This window comes from Burkholderia sp. AU38729, from assembly GCF_020419725.1.
Taxonomy (GTDB): domain Bacteria; phylum Pseudomonadota; class Gammaproteobacteria; order Burkholderiales; family Burkholderiaceae; genus Burkholderia.
Genome location: NZ_JAIZQO010000009.1, coordinates 148,828 through 167,653 on the forward strand (window position 1 = coordinate 148,828; position 18,826 = coordinate 167,653).

The window sequence follows — 18,826 nt, forward strand, 5'->3', positions numbered from 1 at the left end:
TCCGGTTTAGAACCTGTCCCCTCCTGCTTCGACCCTTGCGGTCGTCAACTAGGCTGGCGGCCTCGCTCCAGAAGCGCGCCGCACCCAAAACAGCTTCTAATGCCTCATCCGCCGACGGTTCGGCGGATTGCACCCGTTTCCCGATTTGCTCGCTGAATCCGACGACTTGGGTATGCGCGATTGGCGCCGACGTTTCACCCACTGTGTTTCAAGGATTGTTATGACTTCGAGCATCAACTCCAGCCCGCTCAACGCGATCGCCGACCAGGCGCTCGGTCTCGACGACGCCGCCGCACCGGCCGCGGTCGAACCGGCGTCGGACGAGCCGAACTTCGCGTCGCTCGGGTTGTCGCCGGAGATCGTCTCCGCGCTGCAGGCCGCCGGCTATGTGAAGCCGACGCCGGTCCAGCAGCGCGCGATTCCGGCCGGCATCGCCGGCCGTGACCTGCTGGTCTCGAGCCCGACCGGTTCGGGCAAGACCGCCGCATTCATGCTGCCCGCGATCGAACGTTTCGCGCAGCTCCAGAAGGCGCAGGCGCAGCAACCGCGCGCGCCGCGCGAACCGAACCAGGGCGACCGCCGCGCGCGCCGCCCGCAACCCGTCGCGCGCCCGGGCCTGCTCGTGCTGACGCCGACCCGTGAACTCGCGATGCAGGTCACCACGGCCGCAACGACCTACGGCAAGCACCTGAAGCGCCTGCGCACGGTCAGCATCCTCGGCGGCGTCGCCTACGGCCAGCAGCTGATGCTGCTCGCGAAGAACCCGGAAATCCTGGTTGCCACGCCGGGCCGTCTGCTCGACCACCTCGAGCGCGGCCGCATCGACCTGTCCGAGCTGAAGATGCTCGTGCTGGACGAAGCCGACCGCATGCTCGACATGGGCTTCATCGACGACATCGAAACGATCGTCGCCGCCACGCCCGAGTCGCGCCAGACGATGCTGTTCTCGGCCACGCTCGACGGCAAGATCGGTTCGCTGACGAGCCGCCTGCTGAAGGATCCGGAACGCATCGAGATCCAGCAGCGCCTCGAGTCGCGCGCGAACATCGCGCAGACCGTGCACTACGTCGACGACCGCGACCACAAGGATCGCCTGCTCGATCACCTGCTGCGCGACGACGCGCTCGACCAGGCGATCATCTTCACGGCGACCAAGATCGACGCCGACCAGCTCGCCGGCCGTCTCGCCGACGCAGGCTTCGAATCGGCCGCGCTGCACGGCGACCTGCCGCAGGGCGCGCGTAACCGCACGATCCGTGCGCTGCGCGAGCGCCGTGTGCGCGTGCTGGTGGCCACCGACGTCGCGGCACGCGGCATCGACATCCCGGGCATCACGCACGTGTTCAACTACGACCTGCCGAAGTTCGCGGAAGACTACGTGCACCGTATCGGCCGTACGGGCCGTGCAGGCCGTTCGGGCACGGCCGTGAGCCTCGTGCACCACGCCGAGCAAGGCGCGCTCAAGCGCATCGAGCGTTTCGTGCGCGCGCCGCTGCCGGTCAACGTGATCGAAGGCTTCGAGCCGCGCAAGGCGCCCCCGCGCAACGGCGGCACCGGTGGCCGCGGCCGTCCGGGCGGCGGTAACGGCGGTCGTCGTTTCGGCGGCAAGCCGGGCGGCGGTTATGGCGGCAACGGTAACGGCAACGGCCGCAGCTACGGCGGCGGCAATGGCGGCGGCTGGAGCGGCAAGCCGGGCGGCAGCCGTGACGGCGGCCCGCGTCGCGACGGCCAGCGCAGCGGCGGCCCGCGTCGCAGCAACTCCGCGTCGTAAGGACGCACGGGCGGCTATCTGCCGCCCTCCGGAGGGCAGGCCCGCGGATAACCGCCCTGCCCATCCAGCCAACCGGCGCATCCGCGCCGGTTTTTTTTCGCCCTGCCCCACATTTCACGATGCGGAAAATTTTTTTGTGTCGTAAAAAATCATGCTGCGCGGCACAACCCGGGCGATTGCGGGATGGGAAAAAGCATTTCTTATCCCGAAATGATGATTTCAAGATATTGATTTAAAACAACTAAAATTTTACCCCACTCATCAGCCGGCCCCCTGTCCTGCTCCAGTCGATTTGCCTAGACTCTTATACAAGACCTCACGAACCGGAACACACTGCTCCCGGCTTCGAGAACAGCCTCAACACCGTCAGAGTCAACCCATCAGGCATCGCACCGCATCAAGGAGCTCATCATGTCGCGACAGCAACAGGCACAGGAACTGCAACAGCAATGGGAAACCGATCCGCGCTGGAAGGGCATCAAGCGCAGCTACTCGGCTGAAGACGTCGTCCGCCTGCGTGGTTCGATCCCGATCGAGCACACGCTCGCCAAGCGCGGTGCGGAAAAACTGTGGAGCCTCGTCAACAACGAGCCGTTCGTCAACGCACTCGGCGCACTGACCGGCAACCAGGCGATGCAGCAGGTGAAGGCCGGCCTGAAGGCGATCTACCTGTCCGGCTGGCAAGTGGCCGGCGACGCGAACGTCGCGGGCGAAATGTACCCGGACCAGTCGCTGTACCCGGCAAACTCGGTGCCGCTCGTCGTGAAGCGCATCAACAACACGCTGACGCGCGCCGACCAGATCCAGTGGTCGGAAGGCAAGAACCCGGGCGACGAAGGCTACGTCGACTTCTTCGCACCGATCGTCGCCGACGCGGAAGCCGGTTTCGGCGGCGTGCTGAACGCGTTCGAACTGATGAAGGCGATGATCGAAGCCGGCGCGTCGGGCGTGCACTTCGAGGATCAGCTCGCTTCGGTGAAGAAGTGCGGCCATATGGGCGGCAAGGTGCTCGTGCCGACGCGCGAGGCCGTCGTGAAGCTGTCGGCAGCGCGTCTGGCGGCCGACGTGATGGGCACGTCGACCGTGCTGGTCGCCCGCACCGACGCGGAAGCGGCCGACCTGATCACGTCCGACGTCGACGACAACGACAAGCCGTTCCTGACGGGCGAGCGCACGGTGGAAGGCTTCTTCCGCACGAAGCCGGGTATCGAACAGGCGATCTCGCGCGGTCTCGCGTACGCGCCGTACGCCGACCTGGTCTGGTGCGAAACGGGCAAGCCGGATCTCGAGTACGCGAAGAAGTTCGCGGAAGCGATCCACAAGCAGTTCCCGGGCAAGCTGCTGTCGTACAACTGCTCGCCGTCGTTCAACTGGAAGAAGAACCTCGACGACGCGACGATCGCGAAGTTCCAGAAGGAACTCGGCGCGATGGGCTACAAGTTCCAGTTCATCACGCTGGCCGGCTTCCATGCGCTGAACTACTCGATGTTCAACCTCGCGCACGGCTATGCCCGCACGCAGATGAGTGCGTTCGTCGAACTGCAGCAGGCCGAGTTCGCAGCCGCGGACAAGGGCTTCACGGCGGTCAAGCACCAGCGCGAAGTCGGCACCGGCTACTTCGACGCCGTGACGCAGACGGTCGAACGCGAAGCATCGACCACCGCATTGCACGGCTCGACCGAGGACGAACAGTTCTTCGACGGCAAGAAGGTCGCGTAAGCAGAAAAACACGACGCGCCACGCGTCATGCCGATGGCCGCCCTCGTCTCGCGACGGCGGCCATCGGCCACCGAACAACAATCAGGGAGGAGACGGCAGGCGCGCGACACCGATCGCGCGACCGGCCGCGCGGCCTGCGGGCCGCCAGCAACGATGCGCGCCGGCTCCGTCCGGCGCGCCCTTTTTCCAGGGCGCCGCCCTACCGATACACGATCACCGGAATTTTCGTATGGGTCAGCACGCGCTGCGTCTCGCTGCCGATCAGCAAGCTGCCGAGCCCGCGGCGTCCGTGGGACGCCATGAAGATCACGTCGCAGCCGCCGCGTTCGGCCGCCTCGATGATGCCGAGATACGGCGACGGATGCACGCTCGTCCAGGTGTCGCACTCGACGCCGGCCGCCTTCGCGGCCGATTCGACCTCGTCGAGGTGCGCACGCGCCTCGCGCTCGCTGCGCGCCCGGAAATCGGCGGGCGGCTCGATGATCACTTCGGAAAACGGCGAGTACGGATACTGCGGCAGGCACGCGTACGCCGTGACGCGCGCACCGACCGCACGCGCCAGGTCGATCGCGCCGTCGATCGCCTTCTGCGACAGTTCGGAACCGTCGGTTGGAACGAGGATGTGCCGGAACATCGCGCCCTCCTTCGTCAATCGCACTCCGCGCGCCGCGCGTCCGGGCGGTCCGGCTGCGTCGCGTGGGGCATGCCTGTTTCGATTGTAGGACGTGAAAACACGCGGCCGGGCCGCGCAGCGGGTTCGCCCTCATATCGGAAACGCGCGGCTGGCCGCCGCCTACTCGCCCCAATAACCGGGCCGCTCGTACGTGTGCTTCAGGTAATCGAGAAACAGCCGCACGCGCAGCGGCAGATGCCGACGTTGCGGAAACACCGCGTGGATGCCGATCGGCGGGGCGGCGAATGCGTCGAGCACGCTGACGAGCCGGCCGGCCGCGATGTCCTCGCCGACCTCCCACCACGAGCGCCACGCCAGGCCGTGGCCTTCGAGGCACCACTCGTGCAGCACCGCACCGTCCGAGCACTCCATCGTGCCGTTCACGCGGATCGACACGACCTTGTCGTCCTCCTGGAACACCCAGCCGCGTTGCTGGTTCGCGTTTGCCGCGAGCGCGAGGCAGTTGTGCCGCGCCAGCTCGGCAAGCGTGACCGGCGTGCCGCGTCGAGCCAAATAAGCGGGCGAAGCGACGCACACGCGACGGTTCTCGCCGAGCTTCAGCGACACGAGCGACGAGTCGGGCAGCTCGCCGAGCCGCACCGCGCAATCGAACCCCTCGTTGACGAGGTCGACCATCCGGTCGGACAGGTCGAGCGTGACCGAGACATCCGGATGCCCGACGCTGAATTCGGGCACGAGCGGCGCGACGTGCCGCCGGCCGAAGCCCGCCGGCGCCGAGATGCGCAGGTGGCCGCTCGCCTTGACGCCGCCGGCGGACACGCTCGCCTCCGCGTTCTGCATGTCGTTGATGACACGCTGGCAATCCTCGAGGAACGCCGAGCCCTCGAACGTCAGCGTGAGCTTGCGCGTCGTGCGCACCAGCAGCTTCACGCCAAGCCGCTCCTCGAGCGCGTCGAGCCGGCGGCCGATGATCGCCGGCGCGACCCCTTCCGCGTGCGCGGCCGCCGACAGGCTGCCCTTTGCCGCGACCGCGGCGAACGTTTCGATCTGCTTGAATCGGTCCATGACTCGCGGGGGCGGCTCCGCTGCCCTTCAAATAGCTTAAACCGCTCAAGATTAGGTAGATGAAAGTAAAAGATCAAGTGATGTTTAGCGTCTTTTTTAGCACATACGATCACGAATAGAATTCACCTGACCTCTGAAACTGGAGCGCAAGGCTATGTCGGCCACAACGACACTCTCCTCTCCCGACGCAATCCTCTTCGACGCATTCGGCACGTTGTTCGACGTGCGTGCGGTCCTGGCCGCGGCGGAGCAGATGTTTCCCGGTCACGGGGAACGGTTGTCGCAGTTGTGGCGACGCAAGCAAATCGAATACTCGCAACTGCGCACGCTCGCCGATCCGGCCGGCGCCCGCTATCGCCCGTTCCGGGACATCACGCTCGACGCGCTGCGCTTCGCCGCGCGTCGGCTCGGGCTCGCGCTGAACAGCGCGGCCGAGAAGCGGCTGATGGACGAATACGCGTGCCTGTCCACCTATCCCGATACGGTGCCGGCGCTGCGCAAGCTGCGCGCGCTCGATCCGCGCCCGCCACTCGGGATCCTGTCGAACGGCACGCCGCAGATGCTCGACATCGCGATCAAGAGCGCCGGCATGTCCGGGCTGTTCGATCGCGTGCTGTCCGCCGACACCGTACGCGCGTACAAGCCGAGCCCCGCCGCCTACGCGCTCGGCACCGACGCGTTCGGACCGAACCGGCGCGGCATCGTGTTCGTGTCGTCGAACGCGTGGGACGTCGCCGGCGCCGTCTGGTTCGGCTACACGACGTTCTGGCTCAACCGCACGGGCGCGCCCGCCGAGGAACTCGGCGCGCCGCCCGACGGCACCGGCACCGGCATGGCCGACCTGCTCGCATTCCTCGCCACCCCGGCTCCGTCCGGCAGACCCGCAAACCGCACGCGCCCCAGCCCGGGTGCATGACGTTCGCAGCGCTGCCGCCTTCCCCCTTCACCGAAACCGCAACTGACCGACCAAGGAGATGAGACTCATGAGCACCCCGATCACGCTGCCGCAAGGCATGGCGATCACCGGCGAAATCAAGCCGGGTTACGAAGCAATCCTGACGCCCGAAGCGCTCGCACTCGTTGCCGCGCTGCACCGCACGTTCGAGCCGCGCCGCCAGGCGCTGCTGCAGGCGCGCGTCGAGCGCACGAAACGCCTCGACGCGGGCGAGCGCCCCGACTTCCTGGCCGAGACGAAGGCGATCCGCGAAGGCGACTGGAAGGTCGCGCCGCTGCCGGCCGACCTGCAATGCCGCCGTGTCGAGATCACGGGCCCCGTCGAGCGCAAGATGATCATCAACGCGCTGAACTCGGGCGCCGATTCGTACATGACGGACTTCGAGGATTCGAACGCGCCGAGCTGGACGAACCAGATCGACGGCCAGATCAACCTGAAAGACGCGGTGCGCCGCACGATCTCGCTCGAGCAGAACGGCAAGTCGTACCGGCTGAACGACAAGGTCGCGACGCTGATCGTGCGTCCGCGCGGCTGGCACCTCGACGAGAAGCACGTGACGGTCGACGGCCAGCGCGTGTCCGGCGGCATCTTCGATTTCGCGCTGTTCCTGTTCCACAACGCGAAGGAACTGCTCGCGCGCGGCTCGGGCCCGTACTTCTACCTGCCGAAGATGGAAAGCCATCTCGAGGCACGCCTGTGGAACGACATCTTCGTCGCCGCGCAGGAAGGCGTCGGCGTGCCGCGCGGCACGATCCGCGCGACGGTGCTGATCGAGACGATCCTCGCCGCGTTCGAGATGGACGAAATCCTGTACGAACTGCGCGAACACAGCTCGGGCCTGAACGCCGGCCGCTGGGACTACATCTTCTCGGCCATCAAGAAGTTCAAGAACGACCGCGACTTCTGCCTCGCCGAGCGTTCGAAGATCACGATGACGGTGCCGTTCATGCGCGCGTACGCGCTGCTGCTGCTGAAGACCTGCCACAAGCGCAATGCGCCGGCGATCGGCGGGATGAGCGCGCTGATCCCGATCAAGAACGATCCGGAAGCGAACGACAAGGCGATGGGCGGCGTGCGCTCGGACAAGCAGCGCGACGCGACCGACGGCTACGACGGCGGCTGGGTGGCCCACCCGGGCCTCGTGCCGATCGCGATGGAAGAGTTCGTCAAGGTGCTCGGCGACAAGCCGAACCAGATCGCGAAGCAGCGCGACGACGTGCAGGTCGAGGGCAAGAACCTGCTCGACTTCCAGCCGGAAGCGCCGATCACCGAAGCCGGCCTGCGCAACAACATCAACGTCGGCATCCACTACCTCGGCGCATGGCTCGACGGCAACGGGTGCGTGCCGATCCACAACCTGATGGAAGACGCGGCCACGGCCGAAATCTCCCGTTCGCAGGTGTGGCAATGGATCCGCTCGCCGAAGGGCGTGCTCGACGACGGTCGCAAGGTCACCGCCGAACTCGTGCGTGAACTTTCGAAGGCCGAACTCGACAACGTGAAGCGCTCGGTCGGCGGCAACACGCAGCCGTACGAGCGCGCTGCGGCGATCTTCGAGCAGATGTCGACGTCGGAAGGCTTCACCGAATTCCTGACGCTGCCGCTGTACGAGGAAATCTGACGTAGTTGCGCGCCTCGACCGGGGCCGACCCTGCGTCGGCGTCGGTCGCGTGCGATGACGGCATCAAAAAAGCGCCCCGAGGGGCGCTTCTTCTTTTGCGACAGGATCCGCTACCGCGGCTGCCGCACAACCCGTCACACCGCTTCCCGCTCGCGCCGGTGCTGAACCCAGTCGCCTGACGCGATGCGCGGACGCCCGGCAATCGCGTGCGCGGCGACCGGATAGTAAAGGCAGGCGTACTGCCGGCCGCCGAGCTCGACGGTCACGTCTTCCGGCTTGAACAGCGAGTCGACGCCCGGATACACGCGCTCGATCTCGTCGAGCACGGGAACGAGCCGGTCGTCGACCTCGTAGACGTCGCCCCATACCAGCGACTTGCCGGCCAACCCGGCAATCATTCCCGGATACGTACCGAAATCGTACAGTTCGCCCGGCAGCGCGGCGGCACCGAGCAGCGTCGGCGCGGCAATCCCGTGCCGGGCGGCCGCGTGGTCGATGTCGTTGGCCTCCCCGTTTCTCAAGGTGCCGTAGACGAATACGTAGCGCATCGTGGTTCTCCTCTTTGATTCGTATGTTGTCGTGTTCGCACGCGATTCGTGGCGAAACCGCCCGCGCATCGATAGACCACGATACCGGCCGAATGGTTCGAACCCGCCAGCGCGCGCGGCCCCGGGGCAGTCCGGAAATCGCCGGAGCCCCACACAAAGTTCATTTGAACGCGGCATGATCGCCCGACAAACCGCCGCGTGCACTTTCGCGGCGCCTTCTACAATAACGGCATCGCCGCCGCGCTGCCCGAATCGTCCATGAACCCGCCGTTCCAAGCCGACGTACCGAACCCGTACGTCATCGACATTCCGCCCGAATTCGCGCCGACCGCCGTCCATCCGATGCGCGTGCGCGCGCGGCAGGTCGATACCGGGCACCGCATCCCGCTGCATACGCACGCGTGGGCGCAGCTCGCGTACGCGTCGCGCGGCGTGCTGCGCGTCGCGACGACCGGCACGACCTGGATGGTGCCGCCGTCCCGCGCGATCTGGGTGCCGCCGCGCGTGACGCATGAGGTCGTGATCGTCGAGGAGGCGTATCTGCGCACGCTGTATATCGACGAGTCGATCGTGCCGGACGGGCTCGACGCGTGCCGCGTCGTCGAAGTGACGGGACTCCTGCGCGAACTGATCGTCGCACTCGACGCGCGCGACCTGAGCACCACGCGCGAGCGCCTGCTGTGCGGGCTCGTGCTCGACGAGCTGAGTCACGCCGAGCCGCTGCCGCTCGCGGTGCCGATGCCCGACGAAAAAAGGCTGCGCATGCTGTGCGAATCGGTCCTCGCGCATCCGGCCCACGCGGAGTCGCTCGAGCATTGGGCCGGCGAGGTCGGCGCCAGCACGCGCACGATTTCGCGGCTCTTCAAGCAGGAACTGGGGGTGAGCTTTTCGCAGTGGCGCCAGCAGGCGCTGCTGGCGCGGGCCATTCCGCTGCTGAACCAGGGGCGTCCGCTGTCGCATATCGCGCGCGAACTCGGCTACCAGAGCCAGAGCGCGTTTTCGGCGATGTTCCGGCGTGCATTCGGCGAAAGCCCGCGCGCATTCATGCTGCGCGGCTACGAGCACCGCGGCCCGGAAGGCAGCCGCGCGGACGACGAAATGCCGGACGACGACGCGATCGACGCTGCCCGCTGAACGCGTCGCTTCAGGTCGTCAGGACTTCAGACCGGTCGCACCATGTGGCGGATCGAGCCCAGTTGCGCGAGCCGCGACCCAGCAACCTGATAGCCCATGCGCAGGTAGAGACGCGCGGCCGGATTGTCGACGAACACGCGCAGTTGCAGTTCGTGCAGCCCGCGCGCACGCGCCCAGCGGTGCGACATGTCGAGCATGTAGGTGCCGGCGCCCTGCCCGCGATGACCGGCCGCGATCTGCACGTCGCGGATGTGCAGCGAGTCGCCCTCCTCGGTCACGCGCAGCACGCCGATGCGCTCGCCGTCGGCCTCGAGGATGAAGTTCTCGGATTCGCGCCAGCTCGCGTAGAACAGGTCGCTGCGCCACACGAGCCCATGGCGCTTGTAGTAACCGCCCATGTTGCCGTGCGTCAGCGCTTCGGCAAACGGAAAATCGCCAGCCTCCGCGGGCCGGAGCTGATACAGGAGTCGCAGGTCGGTCGGATCGAGCATCGCGCAGGGGTCAAGAACGCATCCCGCCACGATAGCGCAGTCGCGTGCGGATGCAATCGCGGATTTCTCGTAGCGGCTCGACACCGGATGACCGGAGGTTACGCGGCCAGTGGGCACAACCGGAAACGCAAATGAAAAAGCCCGCACAAGGCGGGCTTCTTCATTTTTTTGGCGGAGCGGACGGGACTCGCCTACATACCGCAGGCCGCGGCTGCGCTTGCAAGCGCAGCCCTTCGAGTCCCGCCGGAAGCTGCGCAGGCAGCTTCCTCCACTCCGCAGTCACGCGCCCGCAAGCGGGCGCAACAGACGATGCAAATGAAAAAGCCCGCACAAGGCGGGCTTCTTCATTTTTTTGGCGGAGCGGACGGGACTCGAACCCGCGACCCCCGGCGTGACAGGCCGGTATTCTAACCGACTGAACTACCGCTCCAGTCTTGCTACTTGCCTGGCAGGCGTCGGTTGCTTCCTGCCGGCGCATCGTTTGTTCGAACGACGCCGAAATCTGGCGTCCCCTAGGGGATTCGAACCCCTGTACTCACCGTGAAAGGGTGATGTCCTAGGCCTCTAGACGAAGGGGACAACGTACTGCTTACATCTTTAATGCAAAAGCCCGTTCAAAAAACGTTCTTTGAACGGGCTTCGTTCTGGCGGAGCGGACGGGGCTCGAACCCGCGACCCCCGGCGTGACAGGCCGGTATTCTAACCAACTGAACTACCGCTCCAGCTTTCTTGCTCGCACCTGCAGGACATCGTCACGTTCCTGCAGGTGTTGCGACACTTCGATGAAACGCCGCTGAATCTGGCGTCCCCTAGGGGATTCGAACCCCTGTACTCACCGTGAAAGGGTGATGTCCTAGGCCTCTAGACGAAGGGGACAACGTACTGCTTACATCCTTAATACAAAAGCCCGCTCAAAAACGTCTTGAACGGGCTTCGTTCTGGCGGAGCGGACGGGACTCGAACCCGCGACCCCCGGCGTGACAGGCCGGTATTCTAACCGACTGAACTACCGCTCCAGCTTTCTTACCCTCACCCGCAGGACGTCGGTTACGTTCCTGCAAGCGTTGCGACATTTCTACGAAACGCCGCTGAATCTGGCGTCCCCTAGGGGATTCGAACCCCTGTACTCACCGTGAAAGGGTGATGTCCTAGGCCTCTAGACGAAGGGGACAAAATCTTTTCAGATCTGTCTGACTTTCGCTATTCACTTTTCAATCAACAGCGAAGGCCGAAATTCTAACTGCTTTAAATCATTTTGTGAAGCATTTATTACTACCCGTGCTTCGCAAATCAACTCAGCTTGTTCTGATGGTGGAGGTAAGCGGGATCGAACCGCTGACCTCTTGCATGCCATGCAAGCGCTCTCCCAGCTGAGCTATACCCCCTTGCAGAACAGAAATGAGATTATATGGAGCTACTTCGAACTTGTAAATACCCTTTTTGCGATTCGAACGAAATTTTTTGCGAAGCTGCCGCGATGTCACGCACGAGCAGCTTCGCTCGCCCCCGAACCTCAGGCCAGCGCCGCCTCGATGCGCGACACCACGACATCGCGGCCGAACAGCACGAGCACCGCATCGATCGACGGCGTATGCGTCGTACCCGCCACCAGCAGACGCACCGGCATCGCCAGTTGCGGCATCTTCAGCTTGTGCGTGCCGAGCGTCGACTTCAACGCGGCGGACACGGCCTCCTTCGTCCAGTCGGCCGCCTTCAGCGCCGCGACGAGATCGGCCAGCGCCGGACGCACCGCATCGGTCACGTGCTGCGCGAGCGCATCGGCTTCCGGTGCCGGCACACGATAGAACATCGCGGCGCCTTCCGCGATCTCCTTGACCGTCGTCGCACGATCCTTCATCAGCCCGACCACGGCTTCGAGCGCAGGGCCCGTCGCGATCGCCGCATCGTCGATGCCGAGGGCGGAGAGGAACGGCTTCGCCAGCTCGGCGAGGCGCGCGTTGTCGGCTTCCTTGATGTAATGCGCGTTCAGCCAGCTCAGCTTGCTGTGGTCGTACTGCGCGGGCGACTTGCCGAGATGCTCGAGATCGAACCATTCGACGAACTGCTCGCGCGAGAAGATCTCGGCGTCGCCGTGCGACCAGCCGAGGCGCGCGAGATAGTTGACGACGGCTTCAGGCAGGAAGCCCGCGTCGCGATACGCCATCACGCTCATCGCGCCATGCCGCTTGCTCATCTTCTCGCCCTGCTCGTTCAGCACGGTCGGCAGGTGCGCATAGACGGGCGGCTCGCCGCCGAGCGCATTCAGGATGTTGATCTGGCGCGGCGTGTTGTTCACGTGGTCGTCGCCACGGATCACGTGCGTGATGCCCATGTCCATGTCGTCCACCACCACGCAGAAGTTGTAGATCGGCGTGCCGTCCGGGCGCGCGATCACGAGGTCGTCGAGCTCCTCGTTCGAGATCTCGACACGCCCCTTCACCGCGTCGTCCCACACGACCGTGCCGGTCAACGGATTGCGGAAACGCAGCACCGGCTTGACGCCGGCCGGCGGCTCCGGCAGCACCTTGCCGGGTTCCGGACGCCACGTGCCGTCGTAGCGCGGCTTCAGGCCGGCCTCGCGCTGGCGTTCGCGCAGCGCGTCGAGCTCCTCGGCCGACATGTAGCACGGGTACGCGAGACCCTTCTCGAGCATCTGCGCGAGCACCTCGCGATAGCGGTCCATCCGCTGCATCTGGTAGATCGGGCCTTCGTCGAAATCCAGGCCGAGCCATTGCATCCCTTCGAGAATTGCATCGACCGCTTCCTGCGACGAGCGCTCGACGTCGGTGTCCTCGATGCGCAGCACGAACGTGCCCTTCATCTTGCGGGCGAACGCCCACGGATAGAGTGCGGAGCGGATGTTGCCGAGGTGGATGAAGCCGGTGGGGCTCGGCGCGAAGCGGGTACGGACAGGACGGGTCATAAACGGTAACTCGAACGCCTGGGGCGCATGAATGATTCGACGCGGGATCGACGGCGGCAGCCCGGACAGCAACGGGGCCGGCGACGCCCGGAACGGGAAAGAAGCCGGAATTATACTCGCGCCGGACATCGCGCCAAGCGCGCCGCTTGCTTTATGATGTGCGCGCCGCGGCCGCCAGCCGGCGCGGCGCCGGCCGCACGGAACCGCTGCGCGGCCGCTCGGAACCTATCGCCGCCGCGGGCCGTGACACCCGCCGCCAAGCCGCCGGAGAACCATTCGATGTCGTCCCCTCGCCTGTCGCGCCGCCACTTCACGATCGCCGCCGCTTCCGCCAGCCTCGCCGCCTGCACGTCGTTCGGCGACAAATCCCGCCCCGGCGCCGCACTGCCGCAGGAAAAGCCGGTGAAGATCGGCATCGCCCTCGGCGGCGGCGCCGCGCGCGGCTTCTCGCACATCGGCGTGCTGAAGGCGCTCGAGGCGCGCGGCATCCCGATCGAGATCGTCGCGGGCACGAGCGCGGGCTCGGTGGTCGGCGCACTCTATGCATCGGGCATGAGCGCCCTTCAGATCAACAAGATCGCGCTCGACATGGACCAGGCGGCGATCAGCGACTGGGCGCTGCCGTTCCGCTCGCGCGGGTTGCTGCAAGGCGTGGCGCTGCAGAACTTCCTGAACAAGACACTCAACAACCGGCCGATCGAGAAGATGGCGAAGCCGCTCGGCATCGTCGCGACCGATCTGCAAAACGGCCAGCCGATCCTGTTCCAGCAAGGCAATACGGGGCTCGCGGTGCGTGCATCGTGCAGCGTGCCGTCGGTGTTCGAGCCGGTGAAGATCGGCAACCGCGAGTATGTGGATGGCGGCCTCGTGAGCCCGGTGCCGGCGTCGTATGCGCGCAAGATGGGCGCGAGCTTCGTGATCGCGGTCGACATCTCGTCCCGGCCGGACGGCGCGGCAACCAACAACCCGATCGAGATGCTGCTGCAGACCTTCACGATCATGGGCCAGACGATCAAGACCTACGAGCTCGACAAGTACGCGGACGTCGTGATTCGCCCGAACCTCAACGCGATGGGCGGCAGCGACTTCAACCAGCGCAACGCGGCGATTCTCGCGGGCGAGGAAGCCGTCGCGCGCATCATGCCGGAACTGCAGCGCAAGCTCGCGGCAGCACGCGGCGTGGCGGCCGCGTAACGCACGCGATGCACAGGCCGGCGCGCGCCGGCCCGCCGACGGCGCGACGGTTTTCAGCCCGCCGTTCGCACCGCCCCAAAACAAAAAACCCTGCCGCCTTTCGGTGACAGGGTTTTTTTCGATCCGGCCGGACCGGCCGTCGAACGTCAGTTGTTGCCGTTCGCGGAATCGTCGCCGATCGTCGCGCGCACGCGCTGACGCAGGTCTTCCGGCTTCATCGGGAACTCCGATTCGAGCCGGCGCGCGCCGGTGAAACGCTTTTCCCAGTAGCCGCTGTCGAGATCGTCGACGCGGATGGTGCTGCCCGTCGACGGCGAGTGCACGAACTTGTTGTCGCCGATGTAGATGCCGACGTGCGAGAACGTACGGCGCATCGTGTTGAAGAACACGAGATCGCCCGGCTTGAGGTTGCTCATGCTCACCTTCTCGCCGACGCGGCTCATCTCTTCCGCACGACGCGGCAGCGACATGCCGAGGGTGTCCTGGAACACGTAGCGCACGAAGCCGCTGCAGTCGAGGCCCGAATCCGGCGAGTTGCCGCCCCAGCGATAACGCACGCCGATCATGTTCAGCGCGCCGACGACCACGTCGCCCGCCTTGCCGGCCATGCCCGCGAGGAACGACTTCGCGCCGCCGCTCGACGGCTGCGCGCTGGTCTGCTGGAGGGAGGCATTCGACGCGGTCTGCGTCGAATTCGTGACATTCTGGTTAAAACTGCTGACTTCGTCGGCGAACGCGCCGGGTGCTGCTGCGAACAGGGCGCCGATGAACAGCCCGGCGATGGTGCGCGCGCATGCCTGGGTCAGGGATCGATGCTGCATTGGTCGATGGAATGTGCTTAAAAATCAGCTGATTGGCGGAAAATTTCGGTCGATACTAGCCAGCGCGTAATCGTTTGTCAAAACAAATTAATAAATACAATCGAGATAGTCAGACCATTGGCCGCCTATCACGCTTTCCAGACCGCTTTCAACAGCTTTTGTGTGTAAGGATGTGACGGCCTGGCGAAGATGTCGGCCACTTCTCCCGACTCGACGACAGCCCCGTCCTGCATCACCGCGACGCGGTGCGCCATCGCCCCGATCACCTCGAGGTCATGGCTGATGAAGACATAGCCGAGGTTGTATTTCTGTTGCAAATTCGCGAGCAGTTTCAGCACCTGCTGCTGGATCGACACGTCGAGCGCGGACGTCGGCTCGTCGAGGATCAGGATGCGCGGCTCCAGCACCAGCGCCCGCGCGATCGCGATCCGCTGGCGCTGCCCGCCCGAGAACTCGTGCGGATAACGGTGCAGCACCGTGCGGTCGAGGCCGACTTCGCGCAGCACCGCGAGCGACTTCTCACGCCGCGCGTCGGGCGTCATGTCCGGGCGATGCAGCTCGAGCCCTTCGCCGACGATCCGCTCGATCGTGTGACGCGGCGAAAGCGAACTGAACGGATCCTGAAAGACGACCTGCATGTTCGAGCGCAGCGCGGTCTGTTCGCGGCCGCGATAGGTCGACAGCGCGCGCCCCTGGAATTCGATCGTGCCGCCGGCCGTCTTCTGCAGGCCGAGCAGCGCCATCGCGAGCGTCGACTTTCCCGACCCCGATTCGCCGACGATGCCGAGCGTCTCGCCCTGCCGCACCGACACCGACACGTCGGCTACGGCCGTCACCGGCACCGAGCCGAACCAGCCCGCGATGCCCGGCCGCTTGCGTGCGAACTGCACGCTCACGTGCTGCGCGTCGAGCACGACGGGCGCGATCGGCATCACCGGCGTGACCGCGCGTTGCGGCCGGCTGTTCAAGAGCCGCTGCGTGTACGGATGCTCGGGTTCCGCGAAGATCCGTTCGACGGGCCCGCTCTCGACGAGCCGGCCGTGCTCCATCACCGCGACACGATCCGCGAAGTGCCGCACGAGATTCAGGTCGTGCGTGATCAGCAGGATCGCCATGCCGCGCTTTTCCGCCTCCTCGCGCTGCAATTCCAGCAGCAGGTCGACGATCTGCGCGCGGATCGTCACGTCGAGCGCGGTGGTCGGCTCGTCGGCCAGCAGCAGCCGCGGCCGGCAGGCGAGCGCCATCGCGATCATCGCGCGCTGGCGCTGGCCGCCCGACAACTGGTGCGGATAGCTGTCGACGCGCTTCTCCGGCTCCGCGATGCCCGTGCGCGCAAGCAACGCGATCGCGCGCTTGCGCGCCTCGACCGCCGAGACGCCGTCGTGCAGCACGATCGTCTCGCCGATCTGCACGCCGATCGTATACAGCGGGTTGAGCGCGGTCATCGGCTCCTGGAAGATCATCGCGATGTCCGAGCCGCGCAACCCGCGCATCTCGCGCTCGCTCTTGGCCGTCAGGTCCTGCCCGGCAAAGCGGATCGTGCCGCTCACGTCCGCGTCGCGCAACAGCCGCAGGATCGACAGCGCGGTCACGCTCTTGCCCGACCCCGACTCGCCGACCAGCGCGACGCGCTCGCCGCGGCCGATCGCGAGCGTCACGTCGTCCACCGCGACCGTGTCGCCGAAGCGCACGTGCAGATGCTCGAGCGCCAGCAGCGGCTCGCGCTGCGTCGATACGACCGGTTCGCTCATCGCTGGCCTCCCGCCGCGCGCACCGAATCGGCGATCCGCGTGTCGAGTGCGTTGCGCAGCGCATCGCCCATGAAGGTCAGCAGCAGCAGCGTCGCGACCAGCACGCCGAAGGTCGACAGCGAGATCCACCACGCGTCGAGGTTGCCCTTGCCCTGCGCGAGCAGCTCGCCGAGGCTCGGGGTCGGCGGCGGCACGCCGAGCCCGAGGAAATCGAGGCTCGTGAGCGCGAGGATCGAGCCGCTCATCCGGAACGGCAGGAACGTGATCACCGGCGTGAGACTGTTCGGCAGCACGTGGCGCCAGATGATCTGCCAGTTCGTGAGGCCCATCGCGCGCGCCGCGCGCACGTAGTCCTGCGTGCGGTTGCGCAGGAATTCCGCACGCACGTAGTCGGCGAGCCCGATCCAGCCGAACAGCGACAACAGCACGATCAGCAGCAGGAAGCTCGGCTCGAAGATCGACGCGAAGATGATCAGCAGGTACAGCTCGGGCAGCGAACTCCAGATCTCGATCAGCCGCTGCCCGACGATGTCGATGCGCCCGCCGAAGAAGCCCTGCACGGCGCCCGCGGCGATCCCGAGCAGCGTGCCGATCACGGTCAGGATCAGCCCGAACTCGACCGACACGCGGAACCCGTACACGAGCCGCGCGAGCAGGTCGCGCCCCTGCGCGTCGGTGCCGAGCCAGTTCGCACGCGACGGCGGCGCGGGGTTCGGCACGTTCGAGAAATAGTTCAGCGTGTCGTAGTAGTAGCGGTTCGGCGGGTAGACGACGAAGTTGCCGGGCGCCTCGAGCCGCTTGCGCACGTATGGATCGAGATAGTCGGCCGGCGTCGGGAAGTCGCCGCCGAAGGTCGTCTCCGGATACGCGTGGAACAGCGGGAAATAGGTCTGGCCGTCGTAACGCACGACGAGCGGCTTGTCGTTCGACCACAGCGGCGCCGCCACGCTCACGGCGAAGGCCACGAAAAAGATCACGAAGCTCCAGTAGCCGAGGCGTTGCTGCCTGAAGCGCTGCCATACGCGGCGCGCGGGCGACGGCGACACGCGGGCGCGCGCCGCGTCGATGCGGGAGGACACGACGGCCCGGTTCATCGCGCACCTCGCCCGGTGACGCCGGGCATGCAGACGGACGGTTTCATGTCAGCGCTCCAGGGTGTCGAATTGAATGCGCGGATCGACCCACACATAGCAGAGATCGGAGATCAGCTTGGTCGCGAGCCCGATCAGCGTGAACAGGTACAGCGTGCCGAGCACGACCGGATAGTCGCGCCGCACGACCGACTCGTACGACAGCAGCCCGAGGCCGTCGAGCGAGAACAGCGTCTCGATCAGCAGGCTGCCGGTGAAGAACGCGCCGATGAACGCAGCCGGAAAGCCGACGATCAGCGGCAGCATCGCATTGCGAAACACGTGCTTCCACAGCACGTTGCGCTCGGAAAGCCCCTTCGCACGCGCGGTCAGCACGTATTGCCGGCGGATCTGGTCGAGGAACGCATTCTTCGTCAGCATCGTGACGACCGCGAAGCTGCCGACGACCGACGCCGTGATCGGCAGCGCGATGTGCCACAGATAGTCGAGCACCTTGCCGACGAGCGACAGCTGCGCGAAGTTGTCCGACGTGAGCCCGCGCAGCGGGAACAGCTGCCAGAACGAGCCGCCGCCGAACAGCACGAGCAGCAGCACGCCGAGCACGAAGCCCGGAATCGCATAGCCGACGAGCACGACGAGGCTCGTCGCGACATCGAACGGCGAGCCGTTGCGCACGGCCTTCGCGATGCCGAGCGGCACCGATATCAGGTACGTGAGGAAGAACGTCCACAGCCCGATGCTGATCGACACGGGCAGCTTCTGCACGACCAGCGACCACACGCTCTGGTGGCGGAAGTAGCTTTCGCCGAGATCGAAGCGCGCGAAGCGCTTGAGCATCAGCCAGTAGCGCTCCAGCGGCGGTTTGTCGAAGCCGTAGAGCGCCTTGAGCTGCGCGAGCTGCTGCGCGTCGACGCCGGTGTGCGCACGCATCCCGAACGGCACCGCGCCCTGCTCCGTCGCGCCCTTGCGCAATTCCTGCACGGCCTGTTCGACGGGGCCGCCCGGCACGAACTGGATCACCGCGAACGTGAGGGTCAGCACGCCGATGAGCGTCGGGATCATCAGCAGCAGGCGTTTGAGGATGTAGCTCCACATAGGGCGTCGACTC

General features: G+C 65.9%; 15 protein-coding genes and 7 tRNA genes. 6 read left to right on the forward strand and 16 right to left on the reverse strand.

Features of this window, described 5'->3' with window-relative positions:
* The first annotated feature begins 220 nt into the window (after positions 1 to 220).
* The gene (locus tag LGM56_RS23770; protein WP_089495118.1) at positions 221 to 1,771 is read left to right on the forward strand and encodes a DEAD/DEAH box helicase; all 1,551 of its coding nucleotides are present in this window, start codon (positions 221 to 223) and stop codon (positions 1,769 to 1,771) included.
* Positions 1,772 to 2,182: 411 nt separating this feature from the next.
* A complete protein-coding gene (gene aceA, locus LGM56_RS23775) occupies positions 2,183 to 3,490 on the forward strand; it encodes an isocitrate lyase (RefSeq protein ID WP_226206914.1) in 1,308 nt (435 codons plus the stop codon).
* A gap of 199 nt (positions 3,491 to 3,689) precedes the next feature.
* Here aceA and LGM56_RS23780 read toward each other — a convergent pair whose 3' ends face one another.
* Entirely contained in the window at positions 3,690 to 4,124 is a 435-nt protein-coding gene (locus LGM56_RS23780; protein ID WP_089425708.1) for a universal stress protein, read from the reverse strand.
* A gap of 159 nt (positions 4,125 to 4,283) precedes the next feature.
* Complete coding sequence (locus tag LGM56_RS23785) at positions 4,284 to 5,189, reverse strand: LysR family transcriptional regulator (protein WP_089495119.1); 906 nt, start codon at positions 5,187 to 5,189, stop codon at positions 4,284 to 4,286.
* A gap of 154 nt (positions 5,190 to 5,343) precedes the next feature.
* Here LGM56_RS23785 and LGM56_RS23790 point away from each other — a divergent pair, with 154 nt between their 5' ends.
* Together LGM56_RS23790 and aceB are read left to right on the forward strand one after the other, a co-directional pair.
* Positions 5,344 to 6,105 (forward strand): haloacid dehalogenase type II, encoded by a 762-nt coding sequence (locus LGM56_RS23790; protein WP_011352491.1) that lies wholly within the window; start codon positions 5,344 to 5,346, stop codon positions 6,103 to 6,105.
* A 67-nt stretch (positions 6,106 to 6,172) separates the two neighbouring features.
* Positions 6,173 to 7,765: a malate synthase A gene (gene aceB, locus LGM56_RS23795; RefSeq protein ID WP_089440461.1), complete on the forward strand. Its 1,593-nt coding sequence runs from the start codon at positions 6,173 to 6,175 to the stop codon at positions 7,763 to 7,765.
* 134 nt (positions 7,766 to 7,899) lie between these two features.
* On the opposite strand, the gene LGM56_RS23800 is transcribed toward aceB, so the two are convergent.
* Complete coding sequence (locus LGM56_RS23800; protein WP_226206915.1) at positions 7,900 to 8,313, reverse strand: gamma-glutamylcyclotransferase; 414 nt, start codon at positions 8,311 to 8,313, stop codon at positions 7,900 to 7,902.
* 258 nt (positions 8,314 to 8,571) lie between these two features.
* On the opposite strand from LGM56_RS23800, the gene LGM56_RS23805 reads away from it, so the two are divergent.
* The gene (locus tag LGM56_RS23805) at positions 8,572 to 9,447 is read left to right on the forward strand and encodes an AraC family transcriptional regulator (protein ID WP_089495311.1); all 876 of its coding nucleotides are present in this window, start codon (positions 8,572 to 8,574) and stop codon (positions 9,445 to 9,447) included.
* 26 nt (positions 9,448 to 9,473) lie between these two features.
* On the opposite strand, the gene LGM56_RS23810 is transcribed toward LGM56_RS23805, so the two are convergent.
* From LGM56_RS23810 to gltX, 9 genes are all read right to left on the reverse strand, one after another.
* On the reverse strand, positions 9,474 to 9,938 hold the full coding sequence (locus tag LGM56_RS23810; protein WP_027787064.1) for a GNAT family N-acetyltransferase: 465 nt from the start codon (positions 9,936 to 9,938) through the stop codon (positions 9,474 to 9,476).
* 353 nt (positions 9,939 to 10,291) lie between these two features.
* Positions 10,292 to 10,368, reverse strand: a tRNA-Asp gene (locus LGM56_RS23815).
* Between the two features lie 73 nt (positions 10,369 to 10,441).
* Positions 10,442 to 10,517: transfer RNA gene (locus tag LGM56_RS23820), tRNA-Glu, on the reverse strand.
* Positions 10,518 to 10,583: 66 nt separating this feature from the next.
* Positions 10,584 to 10,660, reverse strand: a tRNA-Asp gene (locus LGM56_RS23825).
* A 78-nt stretch (positions 10,661 to 10,738) separates the two neighbouring features.
* Positions 10,739 to 10,814 (reverse strand) — tRNA-Glu (locus LGM56_RS23830).
* A gap of 63 nt (positions 10,815 to 10,877) precedes the next feature.
* Positions 10,878 to 10,954, reverse strand: a tRNA-Asp gene (locus LGM56_RS23835).
* A 79-nt stretch (positions 10,955 to 11,033) separates the two neighbouring features.
* Positions 11,034 to 11,109: transfer RNA gene (locus tag LGM56_RS23840), tRNA-Glu, on the reverse strand.
* Positions 11,110 to 11,247: 138 nt separating this feature from the next.
* Positions 11,248 to 11,323, reverse strand: a tRNA-Ala gene (locus LGM56_RS23845).
* A gap of 128 nt (positions 11,324 to 11,451) precedes the next feature.
* Positions 11,452 to 12,861 carry a glutamate--tRNA ligase gene (gltX, locus tag LGM56_RS23850; protein ID WP_089456440.1) on the reverse strand — a complete coding sequence of 470 codons (1,410 nt, stop codon included), beginning with the start codon at positions 12,859 to 12,861 and terminating at the stop codon, positions 11,452 to 11,454.
* 279 nt (positions 12,862 to 13,140) lie between these two features.
* Between gltX and LGM56_RS23855 the strand changes: the two genes are divergently transcribed.
* Positions 13,141 to 14,055 carry a patatin-like phospholipase family protein gene (locus LGM56_RS23855; protein WP_089425949.1) on the forward strand — a complete coding sequence of 305 codons (915 nt, stop codon included), beginning with the start codon at positions 13,141 to 13,143 and terminating at the stop codon, positions 14,053 to 14,055.
* 146 nt (positions 14,056 to 14,201) lie between these two features.
* Here LGM56_RS23855 and LGM56_RS23860 read toward each other — a convergent pair whose 3' ends face one another.
* The 4 genes from LGM56_RS23860 to LGM56_RS23875 all read right to left on the reverse strand — a co-directional run bounded on the left by LGM56_RS23860 (position 14,202) and on the right by LGM56_RS23875 (position 18,813).
* A complete protein-coding gene (locus tag LGM56_RS23860; protein WP_226206916.1) occupies positions 14,202 to 14,876 on the reverse strand; it encodes a C40 family peptidase in 675 nt (224 codons plus the stop codon).
* A 128-nt stretch (positions 14,877 to 15,004) separates the two neighbouring features.
* Positions 15,005 to 16,627, reverse strand: coding sequence for an ABC transporter ATP-binding protein (locus LGM56_RS23865; protein WP_089495125.1), 1,623 nt, complete (start codon positions 16,625 to 16,627; stop codon positions 15,005 to 15,007).
* A complete protein-coding gene (locus LGM56_RS23870) occupies positions 16,624 to 17,721 on the reverse strand; it encodes an ABC transporter permease (protein ID WP_089495126.1) in 1,098 nt (365 codons plus the stop codon). Before LGM56_RS23870 ends, LGM56_RS23865 begins: the two co-directional genes overlap by 4 nt.
* Positions 17,722 to 17,769: 48 nt before the next feature.
* Entirely contained in the window at positions 17,770 to 18,813 is a 1,044-nt protein-coding gene (locus LGM56_RS23875) for a microcin C ABC transporter permease YejB (RefSeq protein ID WP_089440466.1), read from the reverse strand.
* Between the last annotated feature and the right edge of the window lie 13 nt (positions 18,814 to 18,826).